This window comes from Pseudomonas sp. GW821-FHT02H06 (assembly GCF_059421525.1).
Window position 1 is genome coordinate 37849 of record NZ_JBWKVD010000005.1, and the last position, 24618, is coordinate 62466.

The window sequence follows — 24618 nt, forward strand, 5'->3', positions numbered from 1 at the left end:
AGCTTGCTCGCGAAGATGTCGGTGGATCCACTGAATCTTCAGCGACTGAAATGGCGCCTTCGCGAGCAAGCTCACTCCCACAAGGACTCTGTTTGTTGCGCCATCGCGCTCCGTCCAGAGGCGTTGTCCTGCAAGCTCTGATGCCGGATCAACTCACCCGAAACTTCCCGACCATCTCCTGCAACTGCACCCCGAGCCGCGCCAGTTCAATGCTCGACGCGGCCGTCTCTTCGCTGGACGCGGCGGTTTGCTCGGAGACATCCCGCACGTTCAGCACGCTGCGATTGATCTGCTCCGCCACGCTGCTCTGCTCCTCGCCCGCCGCAGCGATCTGCTGGTTCATTGTCTGAATCGTCGACACCGTGCGTGTGATGTGTCCCAGGGCATCGCCGGCCTGACGACTCAGCTCGACGCTGCTGTCGGTCAGGGTCCGGCTGGCATCAAGGGTCATCACCACCTGCTGGGTGCCGCTTTGCAGCGCCGCGATCAGCACTTCGATTTCTTCGGTGGATTCCTGAGTGCGTTGCGCCAGGCCGCGAACCTCATCGGCCACCACCGCAAACCCGCGTCCCGCTTCGCCTGCACGGGCGGCCTCGATGGCGGCGTTCAGTGCGAGCAGATTGGTCTGCTGCGACACTGACTTGATCACGTCGAGCACCCCGCCGATCTTGTCGCTTTCCAGTTTCAGCTTGCCCATGGCTTGGGTTGAGTTGTTGACCTCCAGCGCCAGGCGCTCGATCTGCGCGATAGCGTCGTTGACCACCTTGTCGCCGTCCCGCGCCTGCTGATCAGCGTGCCGTGCGGCTTCGCTGGCTTCTTCGGCATTGCGGGCCACTTCCATCACGGTCGAGGTCATCTGGTTCATCGCCGTGGCGACGCAGTCCGTTTCGTCTTTCTGGCTGGTGACGCCGACGCTGGTCTGCGCAGTGACGGCCGACAATTGCTCCGCCGCGCTGGCGATCTGGGTCACGCCGTCGCTGATGCCGCTGATGAGTTGCCGCAGGCTCAGGGTCATGTCCTGCATGCTGCGCTGGAGCATGCCCATTTCGTCGCGACGGCCGATTTCCAGGTCCTGACTCAGATCACCCTTGGCGATGCGCGCGGCGGCGCTCAAGGTCAGCCGTAGCGGCGCGATGATCTGCTGGGTGATCAGCCAGGCGGCCAGCAGGCCAAGCAGCATCGCCAACCCGGCCACGCCACTGAGCGTCTGCCGCGACTGAGTGGCTTCGGCATCACGCCGCTGGCCTTGCAGCGCAGTGATCTCCCCGGTTGATGTCAGCAGATTCTCGCTGAGCGCCTCCATGGACTCCTGGGCCGCTTCAACCTTGACCTGGAGGTCCTTGAACTGGCCCATGTGCTCGCGGTACTTGAGCAGCGTCTTACGGGCGTTGAGCAATTCACTGACATTGCCATCGGCCTGGTCGGTGGCAATTTGTTCGACTTCCTTCAGCGCTTCGTCGATGGCGGTAATGGCGGCGACCTCGTAGGACTCCTTACCGCTGAACACGTACGCCTGGACTTCGTAACGGGCGTTCTGCACCTGGCCGCGCAATTGCTGGATGTTGGTGAACTCCCCCAGCCGCTCGCTGCTGTCCTGCTCCTGACTCACGGCCTTCAAGACTTCGCTTTCCACCTGGCCAATGGACGTGATCGCCTCTTCAGACAGAACGGCCAGTTGCGCGCGGGAATCTGCCCGCGCACTCAACAGCTTGGCCAGATCGGCGAAGGTGGCTTCGAGGGCCCGCACGGTGTCGCTCTGCCCGTTGAGTAACGTGAGGATGTCGGCCGGTGGGGCGTCGTCACGCAGGAGCACCAGATGCGCTTCGATCTCATTGATGCGGGCAACGACGCGCGAGGCGCTGTCAGCGGTGTTTTCGACCCGAAAGACAATGCGCTCGGCGCGCAGGTCCTTGGTCATCGCGTTGAGCTGGGCGATGGAGGTCAATGACTCCGAGCGCTCGATCATGGTGTCGAGCCCATGCCAGCCGGTCAGCGTGATGGCCAGGGTCAGAAGCAAAACCAGGCCGAAGCCCAGCGAGAGTTTGAGTTTGACGCTGGTGTTAGCCAGCGTCCGGTTGATGCCTTGCAGCATGATGCGTCTCCTGCGGATGAGCGATAAACGCGCATCGGCAGGGCAAGCGGAGGCGTGACCTGATCAGGTCGTAGGAGATTTCCGAGGGGCGGGAAGGGGTGACGCGTGTCACAGATTCCACCCCTGATCGGAGGTTTTGCGGCAGGTGCGTTACTGAGACGGGTGCGGATCAGGCAACTGAATCAGACCCGGAAGCGACCCACCAGCGCTTGCAGATGGCTGCCCAGTCGCGCCAGTTCGACGCTCGATGCGGCAGTTTCCTCGCTCGCGGCCGAGGTCTGTTCCGATACATCGCGCACGTTGAGCACACTGCGGTTGATCTCTTCGGCGGTGGCGCTTTGCTCCTCGGCCGCGGCAGCGATCTGCTGGTTCATGGATTGAATCGCAGACACGGTGCGGGTGATGCTTTCCAACGAGCTGCCAGCACGTCGGGTCAGCTCGACGCTGCTGACAGTGAGCTCGCGGCTGTTGTCCATGATCGTCGCCACCTGCCGCGTACCGTTCTGCAGGCCGGAAATCAGTTCCTCGATCTCTTCAGTGGATTTCTGAGTGCGCTGCGCCAGGCTACGCACTTCGTCCGCCACTACGGCAAATCCGCGACCGGCCTCGCCCGCCCGCGCAGCCTCGATAGCGGCGTTCAGGGCGAGGAGGTTGGTTTGCTGTGCGACGGACTTGATCACGTCGAGGACGCTGCCGATCTTGTCGCTCTCGCGCTTGAGCTCGGCCATGGCCTCGGTGGAGTGACCGACTTCGGTGGCGAGAAGCTCGATCTGGGCGATGGCCTCGTTGACCACCTTGTCGCCTTCGCGCGCCTGGAGGTCGGCAGCTACGGCGGCCTCGGACGCTTCTTCGGCGTTACGGGCGACTTCCTGCACCGTGGTGGTCATCTCGTGCATCGCGGTCGCTACCTGGTCAGTCTCGACCTTCTGGCTGTTGACGCCGGCGCTGGTCTGTTCAGTAACCGCCGACAGCTCTTCGGCGGCGCTGGCGATTTGAGTCACGCCTTCGCCAATGCCGCTAATCAACTGACGAAGCTCCACGGTCATGCGCTGGATGCTGCCCTGCAACTGACCCAGCTCATCGCGGCGGTCGACGCTCAAGTTGTGGGTCAGATCACCGGACGCCACGCGCTCGACCGCCACGAGCGTCTGGCCCAGCGGCACCGTGATTTGTCGTGTGATGATCCAGGCGGCGAGAACACCGAGGATCAGGGCCACTATCGTAGCGATGCCAAGCGTCGATTGGGCCTGACGAGTGTCTGCATCACGCTTGGCGTTTTGCGAACTGTTCAATTGTTCGCTGTTGTCCAGCAGCTGCTGGCCCAGCTGGGTCATTTTGGCCAGGGCCTGAACGCTGACCAGTTGTGCGTCACGGTACTGGCCGACAGCGTCGCGGTAGCCTTTGAGCGCGAGGTTGGCCTTTTGCAGCTGCGGGATGTATTGGGAGGAAACGTCCCCGGCCAGCGTGTTAACTCCGACGATGGCTTCGTCGATGGCGGCGGTGGCGTTCTTCTCGAAATCCGCTTTGCCGCTGAAGGTGTAACCGCGCACCTGGAAGCGTGCCTGCTGAATCTGTTTGCTGACATCCACCGCGCTGTTGAATTGCAGGATGTTGTCGTGCTGGATCAGCGCTTCTTCGATCTTTTTGACGACATCTACGGCTGCATCGGCCGTAGTTCCCAGATTGGTTCGGCTCGCTTCGCGGGTCTGGATGGCTTTGGTCATGTCGCCAAAGGCGCGGCGGTATTCGCCCGCGGCCTGAGCCTGAGCGTCCATCAGTTTGAGATCGCCGACACCTTTGACCATGCTCTGCGCGGTTTTCAGGTCGGCGTCGAGATTGTCCAGCGCGGTCATGACAGCCGTCGCGGCTTCAGCGGTGTATTGGGTTTCATACACCATGCGTGCCGTGCGCAGGTCCATCGTCCGCTCACTGATCTGCGAGATCATCCCCAGCTTGTCGCCGCGCTCGATCAACGCCTTCACGCTAGACCACCCCGTCGCCGTGATGAGCAGCGTCAGCAATAGCACCAGGCCGAAGCCGATACCCAGTTTGAGGCTGACGCTCATATTTCCAAGGCGTTGGGTAAACCAGCGAGACATGATGATTCCTGCGAATTGTAGTTATGGACGCCTGTACATCGGCCGCTGCGTGACGAACTGAAGCGTGGGGTGATGAAGAGGGCGTGGGGGTGTTGGATGGAAAATTCCCCATCGCTCTGACACCGCGTAATTCAGCCAGCCAACACTGCCCATGTGGGACTGAGCTTGCTCAGGAAGAAGCCGGGACAGTCAGCAACGTTGTCGGGTGACTGACAGTGAGCCTTCGCGAGCAAGCTCGTTCCCACGGGTTATCAGTCTGCGGGGAAATCGGTGTCACGATGTTCGGTGAGCGTTGGTGTGCGTTCTGACACCGCGCTGTCGAGCAGCAAACACAGGACTTGTGGGAGTGAGCTTGCTCACGAAGACTGCATTTCAAGCGCCGGATATTTAGCGGATGTATCGGCGTCTTCGCGAGCAAGCTCCTCCCACGGGGTCTTCGTCGGCGGGGAGATCGGCGTCACGATGTTCGGTGAGCGTTGGTGTGCGTTCTGAAACCGCGCGGGGGCACAGCAAACATCGATCGTGTGGGAGTGAGCTTGCTCACGAAGACTGCATTTCAAACGCCGGATATTTAGCGGATGTATCGGCCCCTTCGCGAGCAAGCTCGCTCCCCACAGGTTTTGCGTCTGCGGGGAAACGGGTGTCCCCATGTTCGATGTGCGCGGGCCCTAGAACAATCGGGCGAGCAGCGCGGTGACGGCGGTTTCGACGCGCAGGATCCGCGCGCCCAGCTGGACTGGAGTCAGGCCCGAGGCCTGCAGCAAATCAACTTCGTAGGGAATCCAGCCACCTTCAGGGCCGATCGCCAGGGTGACAGGCTGCTCAACCGCACGCGGGCAGGCGGGGAAGTCACCCGGATGACCGACCAACCCCAACGTTCCGTCCACAATGGCGGGCAGTCGGTCCTCAACGAAGGGCTTGAAACGCTTCTCGATGATGATCTCCGGCAGCACGCTGTCCCGGGCCTGTTCCAGCCCGAGAATCAACTGTTCGCGGATGGCCGCAGGCTCCAGAAAAGGCGTCTGCCAGAAGCTTTTTTCGACGCGGTAACTGTTGACCAGGATGACTCGGGGCACACCCATCGTCGCTACGGTCTGAAACACCCGGCGCAGCATCTTCGGGCGGGGCAGTGCCAGGATCAGCGTCAGGGGAAGTTTGGCCGGCGGGGCGTGCTCGAAGCTCACCGAAAGCTCGGCTTCCCGCGCTTCCAGCCGCAGCAGTTGCGCACTGCCCAGCAGTCCGCTCACACGACCGACCCGCAGGCTGTCGCCCACTTCGCTGCGATGCACTTCCTGCATGTGCTTGAGGCGCCGATCACGCAGCACAACCCGGTCCGCCGCTATAAAGTCGGCGTCCTCAAGCAACAGCAGATTCATGGCTGGGTCGCTGGCGGTTGGCTCTGTTCGTCTTCGGCTTTTTCGTCGTCTTCATGATCGCCGCGCTTGGTGATCATCGAACTGCACAACACGCCGATTTCAAACAGCAGCCACATCGGCACAGCCAGCAGGGTCTGCGAAAAGATGTCCGGCGGGGTGAGGATCATGCCGACCACGAAGCAACCGATCACCACGTACGGACGAATCTTCTTCAGGTATTTGACGTCGACGATGCCGATCCACACCAGCAGCACAACCGCCACCGGGATCTCGAACGCCACACCAAACGCCAGGAACAGCGTCATGACGAAGTCCAGGTAGCTGGCGATGTCCGTCATCATCGACACGCCTTCCGGGGTAACGCTGGCGAAAAAGTGGAAAATCAGCGGGAAGACCAGAAAGTAGGCAAATGCCATCCCGGCATAGAACAGGATGATGCTGGAGATCAACAGCGGCACTGCCACGCGTTTTTCATGCTTGTACAGCCCCGGCGCGATGAAGCCCCAGATCTGATACAGAATCACCGGCATCGCCAGGAACAGCGCCACCATCATCGTCAGCTTGAACGGCGTAATGAACGGCGAGGCCACATCGGTCGCGATCATCGTGGCGCCGTCAGGCAGAAACTTGCGCAGCGGGGCAGAGACGAAGGTGTAGATCTTCTGGGTGAAGTAGAACAGCGCGCCGAAGATCACGAAGATCGCCAGCACACAGCGCAGCAGTCGCGAGCGCAGTTCTGTCAGGTGCGAGACCAGCGGCATTTGCTGGTCATTTTCCGGAATTTCGCTCATGGGGCTCGTGGTGGCAGTGACGAATCGTTGGCAGAAGGCGCACTTTGCACCGCTGTTGCGGGGGTGATGACGGGCGCGGGTGCAGGTGCAGATGCGGATTCTGGTGCAGCAGGCGCGGCAGGCCCGACGTGAGCAGGCGGCGGTGTGACCGACGCACTTTCAGCCGGAGCGGCCGGACCAATGTCCGCGCTCTGTGCCAGAGATGCGGCACCTATAACCGGCGCTGTAGAGGCCGGAGCCGGTGAAACCGGCGTATCGGCACCAGGTTCGGCCGGCGCTGGCGCAACAGTTGCCGCCGGGGCCGCCGGTGCGACAGGCGCAGCAGGCGGTTGCTGCGGCTGCATGATTTTGCGGGCTTCTTCTTCCAGCGAAAGAATGTGCTCGTTGTGCAGCTGACGCCGAATTTCGTCAGCGCCGATTTCGCGCTCAACTTCCTGTTTGATCGCATTGAAGCTGCGTTTCAGGCGGCCGATCCAGAGACCGGCCGTCCTTGCTGCGCCCGGCAGACGCTCGGGGCCCAGCACCAGCAGGGCAACGAGGCCGACCAATAGCAGTTCAGAAAAGCTGATACCAAACATGCGTCACGACCTAGTCTTTGCGGAGGGGGTCTTCGACTCGTTGCGCTTGCGCGTCGATGGTGTGCGGCTGGTGCAGCGGCTGACTCGGAGGCACCGGCTGCGCGGTCGGCTGTGGCTGAACCGGCGGTTGAACCGTCGGCTCTTCCGGATGCTTGTCGTCGTCATTCATGGCTTTGCGAAAGCCCTTGATCGACTCACCCACGTCAGTCCCCAGGTTCTTGAGTTTCTTGGTGCCGAACACCAGCACGACGACCACAAGAATGACGATCCAGTGTTTCCAGTCAAAAATGCCCATGACGCGTTCCTCACAAGAAATTTCGGGCCGCAGCCCAGGTGTTTATTCCGCCGAGCGAGACGCTTTCTCGGCGTGTCCGGACAGGCCGAAGCGGCGGTCCAGCTCATCGAGCACGGCTTGCGGGTGTTGGCCCAACTGGGCAAGCATCACCATGCTGTGGAACCACAAGTCGGCGGTTTCATAGACGACATCACTGCAGTCACCGCTGATGGCAGCGTCCTTGGCAGCGATTATGGTTTCGACCGACTCTTCGCCGACCTTCTCCAGAATCTTGTTCAGTCCCTTGTGATAAAGGCTGGCGACGTAAGAAGAGTCGGCAGCCGCGCCCTTGCGTGCTTCAAGCACCTCGGCAAGGCGTGACAAGGTATCAGTCATGTTCAGTGTCCTGCTTGGTAAATGGCATCCGGGTCTTTGAGCACCGGGTCCACGGTCTTCCAGCCGGCGTCGTCGTAGACGCGGTAGAAGCAGCTCTCGCGGCCGGTATGGCAAGCGATGCCGCCGATTTGCTCGACCATCAGGATAATGACGTCGGCATCACAGTCCAGGCGCAGTTCATGAAGCTTCTGCACGTGGCCCGATTCTTCGCCCTTTCGCCACAACTTGCCACGTGAACGTGACCAATAGATAGCGCGCTGTTCGCTGGCAGTCAGGCTCAAGGCTTCGCGGTTCATCCAGGCCATCATCAGCACGCGACCGGTCTTGTGGTCCTGCGCGATGGCGGGCACCAGACCGTCCTTGTCCCACTTAATCTCGTCCAGCCAGTCTTTCATCATCGGCTCCGGCCGTTCCAGGGGAGGGTTAGTGTGCCAGCGGCTCGCGCCGATGGCTATCGGCGAACGACCAGATAGACGCCTGCCGCCAGCATCAGCAAGGCAGGCCAGGCGCTCAGCGTGTTCAGCGCTTCGCCGGTCTGGGTATGGGTGATCGCCAACAGAACGCCACCGGCCAGCAGGCCAGCGCCGAGCAAGCGAAGGGCCCAATGATCGCCGTCGCGCCGATAGGGCGGGGGCGGATCGTGGCGATGGGGCTGGGACAGGCGCTCAAGTAAATCCCGGGTCATGTTCGCCAGATGCGGAATCTGTTCGACCTGGGACTGCAGGTTGCCGAGCAGGGTCTTCGGGCTGACCCGTTCGCGCATCCAGCGTTCGAGGAACGGCTGCGCAGTCGCCCAGAGATCCAGCTCCGGGTACAGCTGACGGCCCAGGCCTTCGATGTTGAGCAGCGTCTTTTGCAGCAGCACCAGTTGCGGCTGCACTTCCATGTTGAAGCGGCGAGCGGTCTGGAACAGGCGCATCAGCACCTGGCCAAAGGAAATGTCCTTCAGCGGTTTTTCGAAGATCGGCTCGCACACCGTCCGGATGGCCGCTTCGAATTCATTTAGCTTGGTCTCGGCCGGCACCCAGCCCGAGTCAATATGCAGCTGTGCCACACGGCGATAATCACGCTTGAAGAACGCAAACAGGTTGCGCGCCAGATAGTCCTGATCCTCAGGGGTCAGGCTGCCGACAATGCCGCAGTCGATGGCAATGTACTGAGGATCCCACGGCGTGACCGTGCTGACGAAAATGTTGCCGGGGTGCATGTCGGCGTGGAAAAAGCTGTCACGGAAGACTTGGGTGAAGAACAGCTCGACGCCGCGCTCGGCCAGCTTCTTCATGTCGGTGCGCTGATCGGCGAGGGTTGCCAGATCGGTCACTTGCACGCCGTAGATGCGCTCCATGACCAACACCTTCGGCCGGCACCAGTCCCAATAGACCTGCGGCACGTAAAGCATGGTCGAGCCTTCGAAGTTACGGCGCAGCTGGCTGGAGTTGGCCGCCTCGCGCAACAGGTCGAGTTCGTCGTAGATGGTTTTTTCGTAATCGGCGACCACGTCCACCGGGTGCAGCAAACGCGCATCAGCCGAAACTCGCTCGGCAATCTTCGCCAGGATGAACAGCCACGCCAGGTCAGAGCCGATGATCGGCTTCAGGCCCGGCCGCACGACCTTCACCACCACTTCTTCGCCTGTTTTCAGGCGCGCGGCGTGGACTTGAGCGACAGACGCCGAAGCCAGCGGGGCCACGTCGAAACGACTGAAGACCTCGCTGATGGTCGCGCCCAGCTGTGATTCGATCAGCGCAACGGCTTTGGCAGAGTCGAACGGCGGCACGCGGTCCTGCAGCATCATCAGCTCGTCGGCGACGTCTTCAGGCAGCAGGTCACGGCGGGTGGACAGCAGCTGCCCGAACTTGATGAAAATCGGCCCCAGGTCCTGCAACGCCAGCCGCAGACGCGCGCCACGGCTCAGTTCATTCTTGCGCCGCGGCAGCCAGCGCCATGGCAGTACAAAGCGCACGGCCAGCAGCCACCACGGCAGGGGCAGGGCGAACAACAGATCATCAAGGCGGTAACGGATTACGACACGCTGGATGCGAAACAGGCGGCGGACGGCAAGCAGGCTCATGCGTTATCGCTGGATTTGAGGGAGTGGGCCAGACGCTCGAAGCGGGCTTCGAGGCGTTCCAGGTCTTGTTTGGTCTGATCCAGTTCGGCGAAGCGGGCTTCGGCCTCGCGTTTGCCGACCAGCGTGCGGGATTCTTCGGCCAGGTATTCGGCCAGGTTGTGGCTGAGGCTGGCTGCGCTGTCGCGGGTCCAGCGCGCGCTGTTGCGCAGGTGCCCGCCGATCAGGGGCGCCGCGACGGGACCGAGCCAGCGTTGCAGCTCGTATTCCCAGTCGAGGTCCAGGTCCTGCAGCACGCCCACCAGCTCAAGCAGCACGGCGCTTTCACCCTCCAGCTCGACTTCCGGGCTGTGCAGCACGGCATTTTTGTCTTTGCTCATCGCCAGGCGCATCAGGCTCGCAGCGGGGGCGCGCAGGGTCACATCAGCACCGCCTTCCCAGTTCGCCGCCAGCATCAGGCCGTCGTCGCTGGGCAGTACGTGCAGATGAAACGCCGGGCTGGTGCACTCGATCGCGATGACCTTGCCGCTCAGCCGGTCAAGGCGTGGCAAGGCAGTGCTGTCCATGCGCAGCACGCGGTTGATGCCGTGCTCGGCACTGGCGAGCAAGCCGTTGATCAGCATCAGGGCTTGATGCCCCGGTGCAGCGCGACGATGCCGGAGGTCATGTTGTGGTAGGTCACGCGGTCGAAACCGGCCTGGACCATCATCGACTTCAGGGTTTCCTGATCAGGGTGCATGCGGATCGACTCCGCCAGATAGCGATAGCTTTCCGAATCGTTGGTGATCAGCTTGCCGGCCAGCGGCATGAAGGCGAACGAGTAGGCGTCGTAGATCTTGGACATGACTTTGCTGGTGGGCTTGGAGAACTCCAGCACCAGCAAACGACCACCTGGCTTGAGCACGCGCAGCATGGAGCGGATGGCGTCTTCCTTGTGCGTCACGTTGCGCAGGCCGAAGGCGATGGTCACGCAGTCGAAGTAGTTGTCGGGGAACGGCAGCTTTTCAGCGTCGGCCTGGACGAACTTGATGTTGCCGGCCACGCCACGATCCAGCAGGCGGTCACGACCGACCTTGAGCATCGAAGCGTTGATGTCGGCCAGCACGACTTCGCCGGTCGGGCCCACGAGATGGGAAAACTTCTTCGCCAGGTCGCCAGTACCGCCTGCGATGTCGAGCACGCGGTTGCCGCTGCGAACGCCTGACAGTTCGATGGTGAAGCGCTTCCAGAGGCGATGCATGCCGCCAGACAGGACGTCGTTCATCAGGTCATATTTGGCCGCGACGGAGTGAAACACCTCGGCGACTTTCTCGGCCTTCTGGCTTTCCGGTACGTTTTTGTAACCGAAGTGGGTGATGGGTTCGGCATCGCTGCCTTTGCGCGGATCATTCATATCGCTGTCACCGGAATAAAGTGGCGCCATTCTAATCGTCGGGGCTGGCTTTGTCTTGACAAGGCTCACGGCCAACAGTTTCTTCGGTCCGGGCCGCTGGTATAGTGCGCCGACGATTTAAGCCGAAGCAGGAGCCCGTCAGTGGCCAGAATTACCGTGGAACGCCAGCACACGCTGGGAAAGGAAAAGGCCCGCGAGAAGGCTGAAATCATGCTGCAGAAGCTGTCCGACAAGTACGGCATCGAGCACGAGTGGACAGGCGATACCGTCGCCCTGGAAGGCAAGGGCGCCAAGGGCACGGTCGCTGTCGAAGATGAGTGGGTGCGGGTGAATATCGACCTCAACTTCTTCCTCTCGGCCATGAGCGGTTCGATTCAGACCGAAGTTGAACGGCAACTGGACAAGGTATTGACGGCCTAAGCCCAGAGAGCCGAGCTATAGCATCAGCCTAATGACTTGCTCGGAAGGGTCGCGGGATTTGCCGGCGGCCTTGAGCTCGGCCAAATACTCGTCCCACAGTTGCGTCTGGCGTTGCGCCAGTTGCTCCAGGTATTCCCAGGTAAACAGCCCGCTGTCATGACCGTCGTCGAAGGTCAGCTTCAGCGCGTACTGGCCGGCGGGCTCCACTTTGGTGAGTCCGACGCCCAGCTTGCCGAATTGCAGAATCGGATTGCCATGGCCCTGTACCTCCGCCGACGGCGAGTGCACCCGCAGGAACTCCGCCGGCAAGCGGTATTCCTCATCCGACCCGTATTTCAGGCTGAGGACTTTCGAGGCTTTGTGCAGCTGGATAGCGGTGGGGATGCGGGTCATGGAGGTAATCTCAGCTACAAGCTACAAGCTACAAGCTACAAGCTACAAGCGAAGCAGATTCGTGCAGCCAGTGAAATCTGCTTGCCGCTTGAAGCTAACCGCTTGCAGCTGCTTTAAAGGATATAGCGCGACAGATCTTCGTCTTCCGCCAGCTCACCCAAGTGACTGTTCACGTATTCAGCGTCGATCTGGATCGTCCCGCCATCCTGCGCGCCTGCCAGGTCACCGGCACTGAAAGAAACTTCTTCCAGCAACCGCTCAAGCAGCGTGTGCAAGCGACGCGCACCGATGTTCTCGGTTTTCTCGTTGACCTGCCAGGCGATCTCGGCCAGGCGCTTGATGCCATCCGGCAGGAACGCAATGTTCAGGCCTTCGGTCTTCAGCAGCTCCCGGTATTGCTCGGTCAGCGACGCATGGGGTTCGGTCAGGATGCGTTCGAAATCCTGCGGGCTCAGCGCTTTCAGCTCGACACGAATCGGCAGACGACCCTGCAGCTCAGGCACCAGATCGCTTGGCTTGCTCAGGTGGAATGCACCAGATGCAATGAACAGAATGTGGTCGGTCTTGACCATGCCCAGCTTGGTATTAACGGTGCAGCCCTCGATCAGGGGCAGCAAGTCGCGCTGCACACCTTCGCGGGACACATCGGCGCCGCCGACATTACCGCGCTTGGCCACTTTGTCGATCTCGTCGATGAACACGATGCCATGCTGCTCGACGGCTTCCAGCGCCTTGGCTTTCAGTTCTTCATCGTTGACCAGACGGCCCGCTTCTTCATCGCGAACCATCTTTAGCGCGTCTTTGACTTTCAGCTTGCGGCTCTTCTTCTTGCCCTTGCCCATGTTGGCAAACAGGCTCTGCAGCTGGTTGGTCATCTCTTCCATGCCCGGCGGCGCGGAAATGTCGACGCCGCCCATTTCAGCGACCTCGATCTCGATTTCCTTATCGTCCAACTGGCCTTCGCGCAGGCGCTTGCGGAACAGCTGGCGGGTGTTGGAATCGCTGCCCGACGACGCATCTTCGTTGAAGCCCGCGCGTGCCGGTGGCAGCAGGGCGTCGAGAATGCGGTCTTCGGCGGCGTCTTCGGCGCGGTGGCGAACCTTGGTGATTTCCTGTTCGCGCAGCAGCTTCATCGCTGCGTCGGCGAGATCACGGATGATCGACTCGACATCGCGGCCTACGTAGCCAACTTCAGTGAACTTGGTCGCTTCGACCTTGATGAACGGCGCGTTGGCGAGTTTCGCCAGACGACGGGCGATTTCGGTTTTACCGACGCCGGTCGGGCCGATCATCAGGATGTTCTTGGGAGTGACTTCGACGCGCAGCTCTTCAGGCAGCTGCATCCGGCGCCAGCGATTACGCAGCGCGATGGCGACGGCGCGTTTGGCATCGTCCTGGCCGATGATATGGCGATTGAGTTCGTGGACGATTTCACGGGGAGTCATGGACATGGTTTTCAACGGTCCTCGGCAGATGGCAAGTCGGGCAGGCGGCGATGAATGGCGGCCAGCACCTCAGGCTTACTCGGCGAGGTCCTGCTCCTCAATGGTGATGTTGTGGTTGGTGAAGACGCAGATGTCGCCGGCAATGTGCAGGGCGGTTTCGGCGATTTCACGGGCAGAGAGTTCGGTCTTCAGCAGCAATGCGCGGGCAGCGGCCTGGGCGAAGGCGCCGCCGGAACCCATGGCGATCAGGCCGTCTTCGGGCTCAACGACGTCACCGTTACCGGTAATGATCAGCGAAGCGTCCTTGTTGGCAACGGCCAGCATGGCTTCAAGGCGACTCAGGGAGCGGTCGGTACGCCATTCTTTCGCCAGTTCTACGGCGGCGCGAATGAGGTGACCCTGGTGTTTTTCCAGTTGGGCTTCGAAACGCTCGAACAGGGTGAAGGCGTCAGCGGTGGCGCCTGCGAAACCGGCGATGACCTGGCCGTGGTAAAGGCGCCGGACTTTCTTGGCGTTGCCTTTCATGACGGTATTGCCCAGGGAAACCTGGCCGTCACCGGCCATGACGACTTTGCCTTGGCGGCGCACTGAAACGATGGTGGTCAAGGGGAGAGTCTCCACGCTGCGGGGCGAAAATGCCCTGATGGAAACTCATATGGGGGTGGGGGCGGGTATTTCAACCGTTGAGTGGGTTGAGGGATGAATGGTGGTGCCGATCACTGCCTGATCGTTCCCACGCTCTGCGTGGTAACGCCGACCGCACGCTGAACGTCCTCGAGTGCTTTCCCTGCGGGGGTATGAGAACGATTAATCCATACACCGCAGATGTATCTGATGATGAATGATTCGTGGGAGCGAGCTTGCTCGCGAAAGGGCAGGAACATCCGCTAGATCTTCAGCGGCTGAAATACCGTCTTCGCGAGCAAGCTCGCTCCCACAGGTGCGGTGTTTGATGCGCTATGGCGTTGCATCAGGACCAAGAGCAGCTACCACATTCTATGAAGTGCCCTAGCGAGCCTGGCGCTGTTGCAGCAGCAGGTTGCTGAAACCGCCACCTGCCAACTGCTTCTGCGCTGTGGTCAGCTGTTCGCGGTTGCTGAACGGGCCGACCAGCACGCGGTACCAGGTTTCATCCTTCACCGTGCCTGACTCCACGGTCGACGTTTGCCCCAGCAGAATGATCTGCGCGCGCACCTTCTCGGCGTCGGCCTGTTTGCGGAACGAGCCCGCTTGCAGGAAGAACGTCGTCACCGCCGCCGGCTTGGTCACCGGAGGCGCTGGCGGTGGCGTCAGACCGCTGAGCGCCGCCTGGGCGCGAGCGGTGTCGATCTTCGCGGCCACTTCAGGCGTAACCGGCGTGCTTGGCGCAACGACCGGTGGCGTCTTCTCCGGCACTGCTTCGTTCGGCACGATGACTTCCGACTCAGGCAACAGCGTGTAGAAGTCGTATTTCGGCTTCACAGGCGCGGTCGGGCTGGGCGGCGTCTTGTTTGCTTCGGCAATCTTCGCGGCCTTGGCTTCAGCCTTGACGCGCTTGATGTCGTCGCCGCTGCCGGGTTCGAGCTTCATCAGGAAAACAACGAACGCGCCGACGGTCAGGCCGATCGCCATCCACACCCAGCCCGGAATCGGCTTCTTGGCGGGTGCCTGATACCGGCTGGCGCCGCGCTTGGGAGCAGGTTTCTTTTTAACGGCCAACTTACATACGCTCCAGAGTGTCCAGACCCAGCAACTGCAGGCCTTGCTTGAGGGTGCGACCGGTCAGGGCGGCGAGGCGCAGACGGCTTTGCTGTTGTTCAGGGTTTTCCGCCGCCAGGATCGGGCAGTTCTCGTAGAAACTGGAGAACAGGCCGGCGAGGTCATACAGATACGCGCAGAGCACGTGAGGTGTGCCCTTGTCGGCAACGGTGTTCACGGTCTCACCGAACTGCGCCAGGCGCGCGGCCAGGTCTTGCTCCTGGGCGGCGTCCAGGATGATTCGGCCCTCGCTCGCGTTGAAGCTTTCGCCGTTTTCTTCGAGCTTGCGGAATACGCCGGCCACACGGGTGTAGGCGTACAGCAGATAAGGCGCGGTGTTGCCTTCGAAGCTGAGCATCTGGTCGAAGTTGAAGCTGTAGTCGCTGGCGCGATGCTTGGACAGGTCCGCGTATTTCACCGCGCTGATGCCCACGGCCTTGGCGATCGAGCGCAACTCGTCTTCGGCGACGTCCGGGTTTTTCTCTTTGACCAGCGTGTAGGCGCGCTCTTCGGCTTCATCGAGCAGGTCGACCAGCTTGACCGTGCCGCCATCGCGGGTCTTGAACGGACGGCCATCGGCGCCGTTCATGGTGCCGAAGCCCATGTGCTCCATCTGCATGCCGTTGGTGACGAAGCCTGCGCGGCGCGCCACTTCGAAGACCTGCTGGAAGTGCAGCGCCTGACGCTGATCGACGAAATACAGCGCGCGATCGGCTTTCAGCACGTTGCTGCGGTAGCGAATGGCGGCGAGGTCGGTGGTGGCATAGAGATAACCGCCACCGGCCTTTTGCACGATCACCGGCAGCGGCGTGCCTTCAGCGGTTTTGAATTCTTCAAGAAACACACACTGCGCGCCGTTGCTCTCGACCAGCAGTCCGGCCTTCTTCAGGTCGGCGACGACATTGGCGAGGTCGTCGTTGTAGGCGCTCTCGCCCATGACGTCCTTCGGCGTGAGTTTGACGTTCAGGCGCTCGTACACTTCCTGACAGTGGGACAGGGAGATGTCTTTGAAGCGCGTCCACAGGCTCAGGCACTCGGCGTCCCCGGCTTGCAGCTTGACCACCAGCCCACGTGCGCGCTCGGCGAACTCTTCGGACTCGTCGAAACGGCCCTTGGCGGCGCGATAGAAGTTTTCGAGGTCAGCCAGCTCATCGCTGGTCGCCGGGGTTTCCTGCAGATAGGCCAGCAGCATGCCGAACTGAGTGCCCCAATCGCCGACGTGGTTCTGACGGATCACGGTGTCGCCAAGAAACTCAAGGACGCTGGCCACGCCGTCGCCAATGATGGTCGAACGCAAGTGACCGACGTGCATCTCTTTGGCCAGATTCGGCGCAGACAGGTCGACCACAACGCGTTGAGCAGGGCCGTTCTTGCGCACGGACAAGGTCGCGTCGGCGAGAGCTTCGTCGAGGCGCGAAGCCAGGGCCTGGGTGTTCTGGAAGAAATTGAGGAAACCGGGGCCGGCGATGTCGACCTGGGTGATCTGCTCGTCCGCGGGCAACGCGGCGACGATTTTCTCGGCCAGGTCACGCGGCTTCATGCCCGCAGGCTTGGCCAGCATCATGGCGATATTGCTGGCGAAGTCGCCGTTTTTCTTGTCCTTGGCGTTCTCCACCTGAATCGCCGGCGTCAGCCCTTCCGGCAAGACGCCATCGGTGACGAGTTGGCTCAGAGCTTGTTGAATCAGCTGGCGAATGGTGTCTTTCATGGTGCTCTCTTTCGACCGCAAGCGCGGCCGCGCCTGGATGCGCGGGTGGAAAAACTGGGCATTATCCGTGGCCGGGGCCACCTTGCCAACCGCGCTGGATGCGCGGTCAACCGATGCGAATCAATAAAGGTCCACCGGATCCACGTCCAGCGACCATCTGACCTGGCGCCCGCTGGGCATGTTTTCCAGTGTCAGCAGCCAGGTCGCGAGCAGCTTGTGCAGCGGCGCGCGGGCGTTGGCCTGGACCAGCAACTGAGCGCGATAGCGTCCGGCGCGTCGCTCCATCGGTGCCGGAACCGGGCCCAGCAGCTCAATGCCGCCCAGCGCCATGTCTTTCAGCAAGCGCTCGGCTTCGGTGCAGGCTTCGTCGAGAAAACCCTCGGCGTGACCCGGCTTGTGCGCTTCGGCGCGCAACAGCGCCAGGTGCGAAAACGGCGGCAGCCCGGCGGCGCGACGTTCGCTCAAGGCCTGCTCGGCAAACGCGAAATAGCCCTGTTCGGTCAGTTGAATCAACAAAGGATGGTCGGCCAGGTGAGTCTGGATGATCACCTTGCCCGGCTCTTCGGCGCGCCCGGCTCTGCCTGCGACCTGCACAATCAATTGCGCCATGCGCTCGCTGGCGCGGAAGTCGCCGGAGAACAGCCCGCCATCGGCATCGAGAATAGACACCAGCGTCACGCGCGGGAAATGATGCCCTTTGGCGAGCATTTGCGTGCCCACCAGAATGCAGGGCTGGCCTTTCTGGATGGTCGCGAACAGCTGATTCATCGCGTCCTTGCGCGAGGTGCTGTCGCGATCAACGCGCAAGACCGGGTAGTCGGGGAAAAGAATCGCCAGCCGCTCCTCGGCACGCTCGGTCCCCGCACCCACCGGGCGCAGATCGACCTTGCCGCACGCCGGGCAATTGCGTGGCACCCGTTCGACATGGCCGCAATGGTGACAACGCAGCTCACCCGAGCGCTGGTGCACGGTCATGCGCGCGTCACAGCGAGGGCATTCCGACAGCCAGCCACAGTCGTGACACAGCAGCGTCGGGGCAAAGCCTCGCCGGTTGAGGAACACCAGCACTTGCTGGCCCGCCGCCAGGGTCTGACCGATGGCTTGCTGCATCGGGCCCGAGATGCCGCTGTCGAGCGGGCGGCTTTTGACATCCAGGCGCAGGAAGCGGGGTTGCTGGGCCCCGCCCGCGCGCTGATTCAGACGCAGGAGCGCGTATCGACCGGTGTGGGCGTTGTGCAGACTTTCCAGCGAAGGCGTCGCCGAGCCGAGGACGATCGGAATGTCCTCCTGATGCGCCCTCACCAGCGCCAGATCCCGGGCGTGATAGCGCAGGCCTTCCTGCTGTTTATAAGAGCCGTCGTGCTCCTCGTCGATGATGATCAGCCCCGGATTCTTCATAGGGGTGAACAGCGCCGAGCGGGTGCCGATGATGATGTCGGCTTCGCCATCGCGCGCCGCCAGCCAGGCGTCCAGCCGGTCGCGATCATTGACTGCCGAATGCAGCAGCGCGATGCGCGCGTTGAAACGCTGCTCGAAGCGCGCCAGGGTCTGCGGACCCAGGTTGATTTCCGGAATCAGCACCAGCGCCTGCTTGCCCGCTTCCAGCGTTTCGCGGATGAGCTGCAGGTACACCTCCGTCTTGCCGCTGCCGGTGACCCCCGCCAGCAGTGAGGCATGAAAGCTGCCGAAACCCGAGCGGATGGCTTCATAGGCGGCCCGCTGCTCAGTGTTGAGCGGCAGTTCCGGCTGCGCCAGCCAGTGCTCGTGCCGCTCGACCGGCCCATGACCGCGCACCTCGACGGTCACCAGTCCCTTGGCGAGCAGCAGATTCAGGCTGTCCCGGTTGAGCATCAGCTTGCTCAGCAACTGGTGAGCCACTCCGTGGGGGTGCTGGGCCAGGGTGCGCAGCGCTTCCTTTTGTTTTGGCGCCCGGGCGATGCGCGGGTCATCGACGCTGGCATCCGGCGCCGCGTGCCAGAAACGCTCCTGCCGCGCTTCCGCCGGCTCGCCCTGACGCAGCAACACTGGCAACGCCCAACTGAGCGTGTCGCCCAGGCTGTGCTGGTAATACTGGGCCGTCCACAGGCACAACTTGAACAGTGCGGGCGGCAACGGCGGTTCGGCATCCAGCACAGCAATGGCCGGCTTGAGCTTGTCGGCCGGCACGTCGCTGTGATCGACGACTTCCACCAGCACGCCGATCATTTCCCGACGGCCAAATGGCACGCGCAGGCGCATCCCCGGCTGCAACGTACTGCGCGCCACACCTGCGGGGGCAAGGTAGTCGAACAGGCGACGCAGCGGCGAGGGCAGGGCGAGGCGCAAGATGGCGTCGGGCACGCGGGGGATATCCTGTTACGGAGTATGACGAAGGGCGCGATCTTAGCAGACGACCGGCGTGAACGTTCCCTTGCGTGATTGGCGTTGTCTGTTAATATGCGCGGCCTAATTCCGTGCGGTATTCAACAATAGTGTTGGGTGGCGGCACGATAGCCTGAGGAAATACCCATGAAAGCTGATATCCATCCAGTTTACGAAGCCATTGACGCAACCTGCAGCTGCGGCAATGTCATCAAAACCCGTTCCACACTGGCCAAGCCTCTGAGCCTGGACGTGTGCAACGAGTGCCACCCGTTCTACACCGGCAAGCAAAAAACTCTGGACGTCGGCGGTCGTGTCGACAAGTTCAAGTCGCGTTTCGGTGCATTCGGTCCTACCAAAGCTCCTGCTGCTGCAGAGTAAGGTTGGCCGCTCTGGAGTCGCCGATGCGTTTCTCCAGGCTGCTTAAGAAGGCGTCCCTCGCGGGCGCCTTTTTTATGTCCGCGATTTGGCTTTCGACGGCCCAGGCCTTGTGCCCGGCGCCGCCGTCGCTGCCTGTGGCTCAGGTGCAGCGAGTGGTCGATGGCGACACGGTGCGCCTGAGCGATGGTCGCAGCGTTCGCATGATTGGCCTCAATACGCCGGAAACCGGCAAAAAGGGTCAGTCAGCCCAGCCGTTTGCAGATGTGGCGAAGCGTCGTTTGCAGGCGTTGATCGATGCCAGTGATGGGCAGGTCAGGCTGCGCGTGGGTGAAGAGCCGACCGATCATTACGGCCGCACTCTCGCTAACGTCTATGGCCGTGATGGCGCCAACCTTGAGGCGCAATTGCTTGCCGAGGGCCTTGGCTATCTCGTCGCCGTTTCCCCGAACGTTGCGCTGGTCAGCTGCCAGCAGGCCGCAGAGCAGTCAGCTCGCCAGGCAGGCCTGGGTCTGTGGCGCAATTCGCCGGTTCAACCGGCCGAGCAGATCAGCGCCGGCGGGTTCGCGCTGGTCAGCGGGCGCGTGACCAGCGTGCAGCGCAATGGCGGCGGCCTGTGGATCGAATTGGGCGATTCATTGGTGCTGCGCATTGCGCCCAAGCTGCTCGGCCAGTTCGACACTGCCGCGCTGCAGCGCTTGAAGGGGCAGCGAATCGAAGCCCGTGGCTGGGTGGTCGATCGTTCGCGTCGGGGCGGTCTGAAATCAGGTCAACCGCGCTGGATGATGTCGATCACTCACTCTGCAATGTTGGATACAGTTAATAAATAAATTGTAGACATTTTTGCTGAGGATTGTTGCCGCTCCAGGCCTTATGTTCTGCGGCTCTACGCTGAAAGTCGTAGATGCGGCCTCTTGACACAGGTGACCCGCCAGTCTTGTTAGGACTTTATGACTTGCGTATGCTCGGCGGTCCGTCTGTCCAACAGCAAAAAAGCGGAATGCCCCCATGTCAGATTTGAAAACTGCCGCTCTCGAATATCACGCTCATCCCCGTCCGGGGAAACTCAGCGTCGAGCTCACCAAAGCCACTGCTACCGCTCGCGATCTGTCGCTGGCCTACAGCCCGGGTGTGGCTGAGCCGGTCCGCGAAATCGGTCGCGATCCGGAACTTGCCTACAAGTACACCGGCAAGGGCAACCTGGTAGCGGTCATCTCTGATGGCACCGCGATTCTGGGTCTGGGTAACCTCGGGCCTCTCGCGTCCAAGCCGGTCATGGAAGGCAAAGGCGTGCTGTTCAAGCGCTTTGCCGGTATCGATGTGTTCGATATCGAAGTCGATTCTGAAAGCCCGCAGGCCTTCATCGACACCGTGCGACGCATCTCCATCACCTTCGGCGGCATCAACCTGGAAGACATCAAGGCGCCTGAGTGCTTCGAGATCGAAAAGGCGCTGATCGAGCAGTGCGACATCCCTGTTTTCCACGATGACCAGCACGGCACCGCGATCGTTACCGCAGCCGGCATGATCAACGCGCTGGAAATTGCTGGCAAAACCCTGGAAGCGGCGAAGATCGTCTGCCTGGGTGCTGGCGCTGCGGCCATCTCCTGCATGAAGTTGCTGGTGAGCATGGGCGCGAAGATCGAAAACATCTTCATGATCGACCGCAACGGCGTGGTTCACGACGGGCGTACCGATCTGAACCAGTACAAGGCGCAGTTCGCTCACTCCACCGAAAAGCGCACGCTGGCCGATGCACTGGAAGGCGCCGACGTGTTCGTCGGTCTGTCCGGTCCGAACCTGCTGAGCGCTGAAGGCCTGAAGTCGATGGCGGCCAACCCGATCGTGTTCGCCTGCTCGAACCCGGATCCGGAGATCTCGCCAGAACTGGCTCACGCCACCCGCAGCGACGTGATCATGGCCACCGGCCGTTCGGATTACCCGAACCAGGTCAACAACGTGCTGGGCTTCCCGTTCATCTTCCGTGGCGCACTCGACGTTCGCGCCAAGCGCATCAACGAAGAGATGAAAATCGCAGCGGCCAACGCTTTGCGCGAATTGGCCAAGCTGCCAGTGCCCCAGGAAGTCTGCGACGCCTACGGCGGCATCGCCTTGGAATTCGGTCGTGAGTACATCATCCCGAAACCACTGGACGTGCGCCTGCTGACTATCGTTTCCGATGCCGTGGCTAAGGCCGCCATCGAGAGCGGTGTCGCAACCCTGCCGTATCCAAAGCACTACCCGCTGAAAAGCGTGGATGACGTGTTTAACGGCTGATAGCAATGCCCACAAAAAACCCAGCCAAGTGCTGGGTTTTTTATGGGCGCTCGTTTTGCTGTCCGGCTGGACACAACACCTTTGTTCAGGATACGCAATCCTTGTGGGAGTGAGCTTGCTCACGAATACGGTGCTTCAACCGCTGAAGATGCAGCGGATGTTCCGACCTTTTCGCGAGCAAGCTCGCTCCCACATGGACGGTGTTGATGCCTGAGGATCACCCGCCTACTGATCTACGCCTCACTAGAACAAATCGATCGGCGCCGACTCATCCGCCGGCAGCGGGCTGCCTGGAGGCGGGCTGCCGCCGAGTTCGTTCACGCTAGGCGGTGTGTCCTCGCTCTTGAACAGTTCGAAGAACGCGCCCGGCGTGCTCGGTGTGGCGGAGCGGCCGCTGACGGGATCGATGCGCAGGCTGAGGATGCCATCCGGTTCGGCTTGAACGTGTGGCGGTTTGTCCTTCAGCGCGGCGCTCATGTACTTCATCCAGATCGGCAGCGCGACCGTGCCGCCGAACTCGTGGCGACCCAGGCTTTCCGGCTGATCGAAACCGGTCCAGACCGTCGTCACGTAATCCGCGTTATAGCCCGTGAACCACGCGTCTTTCGAATCGTTGGTAGTCCCGGTTTTACCGGCGATGTCCGGACGGTTCATCGCCAGGGCACGGCGGCCAGTACCGCGTTTGATCACGTCCTGCAGCATGCTGTTGAGGATGTAGACCGTGCGACCGTCAACGATCCGTTCAGCGACCACGGGGGCGGGCGCTGCACCCGACGCGTCGAGTGCGTTCGGTACGACGTTGGCCGTCAACGGCGGGGTCTCTGGCGCTGCATAGGTCGATGCACTGCTGATGGCCGCTTCGCTGACCGCTTTCGGGTTCGGGTCGTTGGCAGGCACTGTCGGCGGGTTGGCTACGAACAGGGTTTTGCCTTCACGGTCCTCGATCTTCTGGATGAGGTACGGGCTGATCTTGTAGCCGCCGTTGGCGAACGCACTCCAGCCGCCGACGATTTCCATCGGCGTCAGGGTTGCAGTGCCCAGTGCGAGGGACAGGTTGGGCGGCAAGTCCTGTTTGTTGAAGCCAAAGCGGGTGATGTAGTTGATCGCGGTGTTCACGCCCAGGCTTTGCAGCAGGCGGATCGACACCAGGTTACGTGACTTGTACAGCGCCTCGCGCAGCCGAATTGGACCGAGGAAGGTGCCGGTGTCGTTCTTTGGCCGCCATACTTTGTCGATGGCCTCGTCGACGAATACGATCGGCGCGTCGTTGACCAGGCTGGCGGCGGTGTAGCCGTTGTCCAGCGCCGCCGAATACAGGAACGGCTTGAAGCTGGAGCCCGGCTGACGCTTGGCCTGCATCGCGCGGTTGTAGTTGCTTTGCTCGAACGCGAAGCCGCCGACCAGCGCACGAATCGCGCCGTTCTGCGGATCCAGCGAAACCAGTGCGCTCTGCGCCACCGGAAGCTGGCTGAACTTGAGCGAGTTGTCCGCCTGACGCTGCAGGCGCACCAGATCGCCGACATGGGCGACATCGCCGGGCTGTTTGGGATTGGCGCCGACGCTATTGGTGTTCAGAAACGCCTTGGCCCACTTCATGCTGTCCCAGGTGACGGTTTCTTCGTTCTCGCCATTGCGGGTCAGGACGCGGATGCCGGTCCTGTCGACCTGAGTGACGATGGCCGGCTCCAGACCGCTGATCGGACGCTGTTTGCTCAGCTCCTGCACCCAGCCCTCGCGGGTCAGGCCTGGGAATCGGCTCTCAGGCCCGCGATAGCCATGGCGCTGGTCGTATTCGATCAGGCCGTCCTGCACCGCCTTGTTGGCGTCTTCCTGCAGGCCGCTCGGGACAGTAGTGGTGACGCGGAAGCCTTCTGTATAGGCTGCGCTGCCATAACGACCCACCATCTCGGCGCGCGCCATTTCAGCGATATACGGCGCGTTCACTTCAGGGCTCTGAACGTGATAGCTGGCGTTGATCGGCTCGGCAAGGGCGGTCTGGTAGGTGTTCTGGTCGATTTTCCCCAGCTTGAACATGCGGCCAAGAATCCAGTCGCGGCGCTCTTTGGCGCGCACCGGATTGGCCAGTGGGTTGAATCGTGACGGCGCCTTGGGCAGGCCGGCAATCATTGCCATCTGCGCAACGCTCAGGTCGCGGATGGATTTGCCGTAGTAAACCTGCGCTGCGGCCTCGATGCCGTAAGCGCGGTTACCCAGATAGATCTTGTTGACGTACAGCTCGAGAATCTCGTCCTTGGTAAGTTGGCGCTCGATTTGCAAGGCCAAGAGAATCTCGGTGGTTTTGCGCGAAAAACTGCGCTCGCTGGTCAGGAAATAGTTTTTCGCGACCTGCATGGTGATGGTCGAGCCGCCGGACTGAATGTGACCGCTCTTGACCAGTTGGCTGGCCGCGCGCATCAGGCTGCTCGGGTCCACGCCATAGTGGTTCTCGAAGTTGTCGTCTTCGGCGGACAGCAGGGCATGGATGAAATTGGGCGGAATGTCGGCGAAACGGATGGGAGAGCGGCGCATTTCGCCAAACTCTGCAATCAGCTTGCCGTCGCTGCTGAAGACGCGCAGCGGGATCTGCAGCTGGATATTGCGCAGCGCATCGACCGATGGGAGGTTCGGGGCCAGGTAGAGAAAGGCGCCGCTCAGGCCGAGGAGCAGCCCGCAGACGACCGCGACGATGGACCACCAGACAAACTTCAGCAGGCGTATCAAGGCTTTTGGATTTCCAGAAAAAAGAATGAGTTAGACGCAGGCATTTACAAATGAACACGCCTTGAAGCTTTGGTACACGAAAAAAACGCTGGGCATTATAAGCATTTTTCG

Annotated in this window: 22 protein-coding genes and 1 pseudogene; 4 read left to right on the top strand and 19 right to left on the bottom strand. The window is 61.5% G+C overall.

Annotated elements, in window-relative coordinates:
- Positions 1–148: 148 nt before the first annotated feature.
- From AC07VF_RS10305 to ubiE, 12 genes and pseudogenes are all read right to left on the bottom strand, one after another.
- Positions 149–2092: a methyl-accepting chemotaxis protein gene (locus AC07VF_RS10305; RefSeq protein ID WP_495008590.1), complete on the bottom strand. Its 1944-nt coding sequence runs from the start codon at positions 2090–2092 to the stop codon at positions 149–151.
- 182 nt (positions 2093–2274) lie between these two features.
- A complete protein-coding gene (locus AC07VF_RS10310; RefSeq protein WP_495031057.1) occupies positions 2275–3138 on the bottom strand; it encodes a methyl-accepting chemotaxis protein in 864 nt (287 codons plus the stop codon).
- Positions 3139–3177: 39 nt separating this feature from the next.
- Positions 3178–4191, bottom strand: a pseudogene (locus AC07VF_RS10315) (methyl-accepting chemotaxis protein); the annotation flags it as partial.
- 668 nt (positions 4192–4859) lie between these two features.
- Positions 4860–5567: a 16S rRNA (uracil(1498)-N(3))-methyltransferase gene (locus AC07VF_RS10320; protein ID WP_495008589.1), complete on the bottom strand. Its 708-nt coding sequence runs from the start codon at positions 5565–5567 to the stop codon at positions 4860–4862.
- Positions 5564–6358, bottom strand: coding sequence for a twin-arginine translocase subunit TatC (gene tatC, locus AC07VF_RS10325; protein WP_065986665.1), 795 nt, complete (start codon positions 6356–6358; stop codon positions 5564–5566). The genes AC07VF_RS10320 and tatC overlap by 4 nt, the downstream gene beginning before the upstream one ends.
- On the bottom strand, positions 6355–6936 hold the full coding sequence (gene tatB, locus AC07VF_RS10330; RefSeq protein WP_495008588.1) for a Sec-independent protein translocase protein TatB: 582 nt from the start codon (positions 6934–6936) through the stop codon (positions 6355–6357). Before tatB ends, tatC begins: the two co-directional genes overlap by 4 nt.
- A gap of 10 nt (positions 6937–6946) precedes the next feature.
- Complete coding sequence (locus tag AC07VF_RS10335) at positions 6947–7231, bottom strand: twin-arginine translocase TatA/TatE family subunit (protein WP_495008587.1); 285 nt, start codon at positions 7229–7231, stop codon at positions 6947–6949.
- A gap of 42 nt (positions 7232–7273) precedes the next feature.
- A complete protein-coding gene (locus AC07VF_RS10340) occupies positions 7274–7606 on the bottom strand; it encodes a phosphoribosyl-ATP diphosphatase (protein ID WP_192171226.1) in 333 nt (110 codons plus the stop codon).
- A 2-nt stretch (positions 7607–7608) separates the two neighbouring features.
- On the bottom strand, positions 7609–8001 hold the full coding sequence (gene hisI, locus AC07VF_RS10345; protein ID WP_074890798.1) for a phosphoribosyl-AMP cyclohydrolase: 393 nt from the start codon (positions 7999–8001) through the stop codon (positions 7609–7611).
- A gap of 56 nt (positions 8002–8057) precedes the next feature.
- Positions 8058–9677, bottom strand: coding sequence for a ubiquinone biosynthesis regulatory protein kinase UbiB (ubiB, locus tag AC07VF_RS10350; RefSeq protein ID WP_192171224.1), 1620 nt, complete (start codon positions 9675–9677; stop codon positions 8058–8060).
- Positions 9674–10297 (bottom strand): ubiquinone biosynthesis accessory factor UbiJ, encoded by a 624-nt coding sequence (locus AC07VF_RS10355; RefSeq protein ID WP_423570995.1) that lies wholly within the window; start codon positions 10295–10297, stop codon positions 9674–9676. Before AC07VF_RS10355 ends, ubiB begins: the two co-directional genes overlap by 4 nt.
- On the bottom strand, positions 10297–11067 hold the full coding sequence (gene ubiE / locus AC07VF_RS10360; RefSeq protein WP_122534362.1) for a bifunctional demethylmenaquinone methyltransferase/2-methoxy-6-polyprenyl-1,4-benzoquinol methylase UbiE: 771 nt from the start codon (positions 11065–11067) through the stop codon (positions 10297–10299). The genes AC07VF_RS10355 and ubiE overlap by 1 nt, the downstream gene beginning before the upstream one ends.
- A 141-nt stretch (positions 11068–11208) precedes the next feature.
- On the opposite strand from ubiE, the gene AC07VF_RS10365 reads away from it, so the two are divergent.
- Entirely contained in the window at positions 11209–11487 is a 279-nt protein-coding gene (locus AC07VF_RS10365) for a polyhydroxyalkanoic acid system family protein (protein WP_346629408.1), read from the top strand.
- 15 nt (positions 11488–11502) lie between these two features.
- Here AC07VF_RS10365 and AC07VF_RS10370 read toward each other — a convergent pair whose 3' ends face one another.
- The 6 genes from AC07VF_RS10370 to AC07VF_RS10395 all read right to left on the bottom strand — a co-directional run bounded on the left by AC07VF_RS10370 (position 11503) and on the right by AC07VF_RS10395 (position 19110).
- Complete coding sequence (locus AC07VF_RS10370; RefSeq protein ID WP_192171221.1) at positions 11503–11880, bottom strand: gamma-butyrobetaine hydroxylase family protein; 378 nt, start codon at positions 11878–11880, stop codon at positions 11503–11505.
- A gap of 113 nt (positions 11881–11993) precedes the next feature.
- Positions 11994–13331, bottom strand: coding sequence for an ATP-dependent protease ATPase subunit HslU (gene hslU / locus AC07VF_RS10375; RefSeq protein WP_192171220.1), 1338 nt, complete (start codon positions 13329–13331; stop codon positions 11994–11996).
- Positions 13332–13400: 69 nt separating this feature from the next.
- Positions 13401–13931 (bottom strand): ATP-dependent protease subunit HslV, encoded by a 531-nt coding sequence (hslV, locus tag AC07VF_RS10380; protein ID WP_065986638.1) that lies wholly within the window; start codon positions 13929–13931, stop codon positions 13401–13403.
- Between the two features lie 402 nt (positions 13932–14333).
- Complete coding sequence (locus AC07VF_RS10385; RefSeq protein ID WP_192171219.1) at positions 14334–15023, bottom strand: SPOR domain-containing protein; 690 nt, start codon at positions 15021–15023, stop codon at positions 14334–14336.
- Between the two features lies 1 nt (position 15024).
- Entirely contained in the window at positions 15025–16770 is a 1746-nt protein-coding gene (gene argS / locus AC07VF_RS10390; protein ID WP_495008586.1) for an arginine--tRNA ligase, read from the bottom strand.
- A gap of 120 nt (positions 16771–16890) precedes the next feature.
- Positions 16891–19110, bottom strand: coding sequence for a primosomal protein N' (locus tag AC07VF_RS10395; RefSeq protein WP_192171217.1), 2220 nt, complete (start codon positions 19108–19110; stop codon positions 16891–16893).
- A 168-nt stretch (positions 19111–19278) separates the two neighbouring features.
- On the opposite strand from AC07VF_RS10395, the gene rpmE reads away from it, so the two are divergent.
- The 3 genes from rpmE to AC07VF_RS10410 all read left to right on the top strand — a co-directional run bounded on the left by rpmE (position 19279) and on the right by AC07VF_RS10410 (position 21786).
- Entirely contained in the window at positions 19279–19512 is a 234-nt protein-coding gene (rpmE, locus tag AC07VF_RS10400) for a 50S ribosomal protein L31 (protein ID WP_065986634.1), read from the top strand.
- Between the two features lie 23 nt (positions 19513–19535).
- Positions 19536–20339, top strand: a complete 804-nt coding sequence (locus tag AC07VF_RS10405) for a thermonuclease family protein (protein ID WP_495008585.1) — start codon at positions 19536–19538, stop codon at positions 20337–20339.
- A gap of 178 nt (positions 20340–20517) precedes the next feature.
- Positions 20518–21786, top strand: coding sequence for a malic enzyme-like NAD(P)-binding protein (locus AC07VF_RS10410; RefSeq protein WP_282368788.1), 1269 nt, complete (start codon positions 20518–20520; stop codon positions 21784–21786).
- 243 nt (positions 21787–22029) lie between these two features.
- Here AC07VF_RS10410 and AC07VF_RS10415 read toward each other — a convergent pair whose 3' ends face one another.
- A complete protein-coding gene (locus AC07VF_RS10415) occupies positions 22030–24504 on the bottom strand; it encodes a penicillin-binding protein 1A (RefSeq protein WP_495008616.1) in 2475 nt (824 codons plus the stop codon).
- Between the last annotated feature and the right edge of the window lie 114 nt (positions 24505–24618).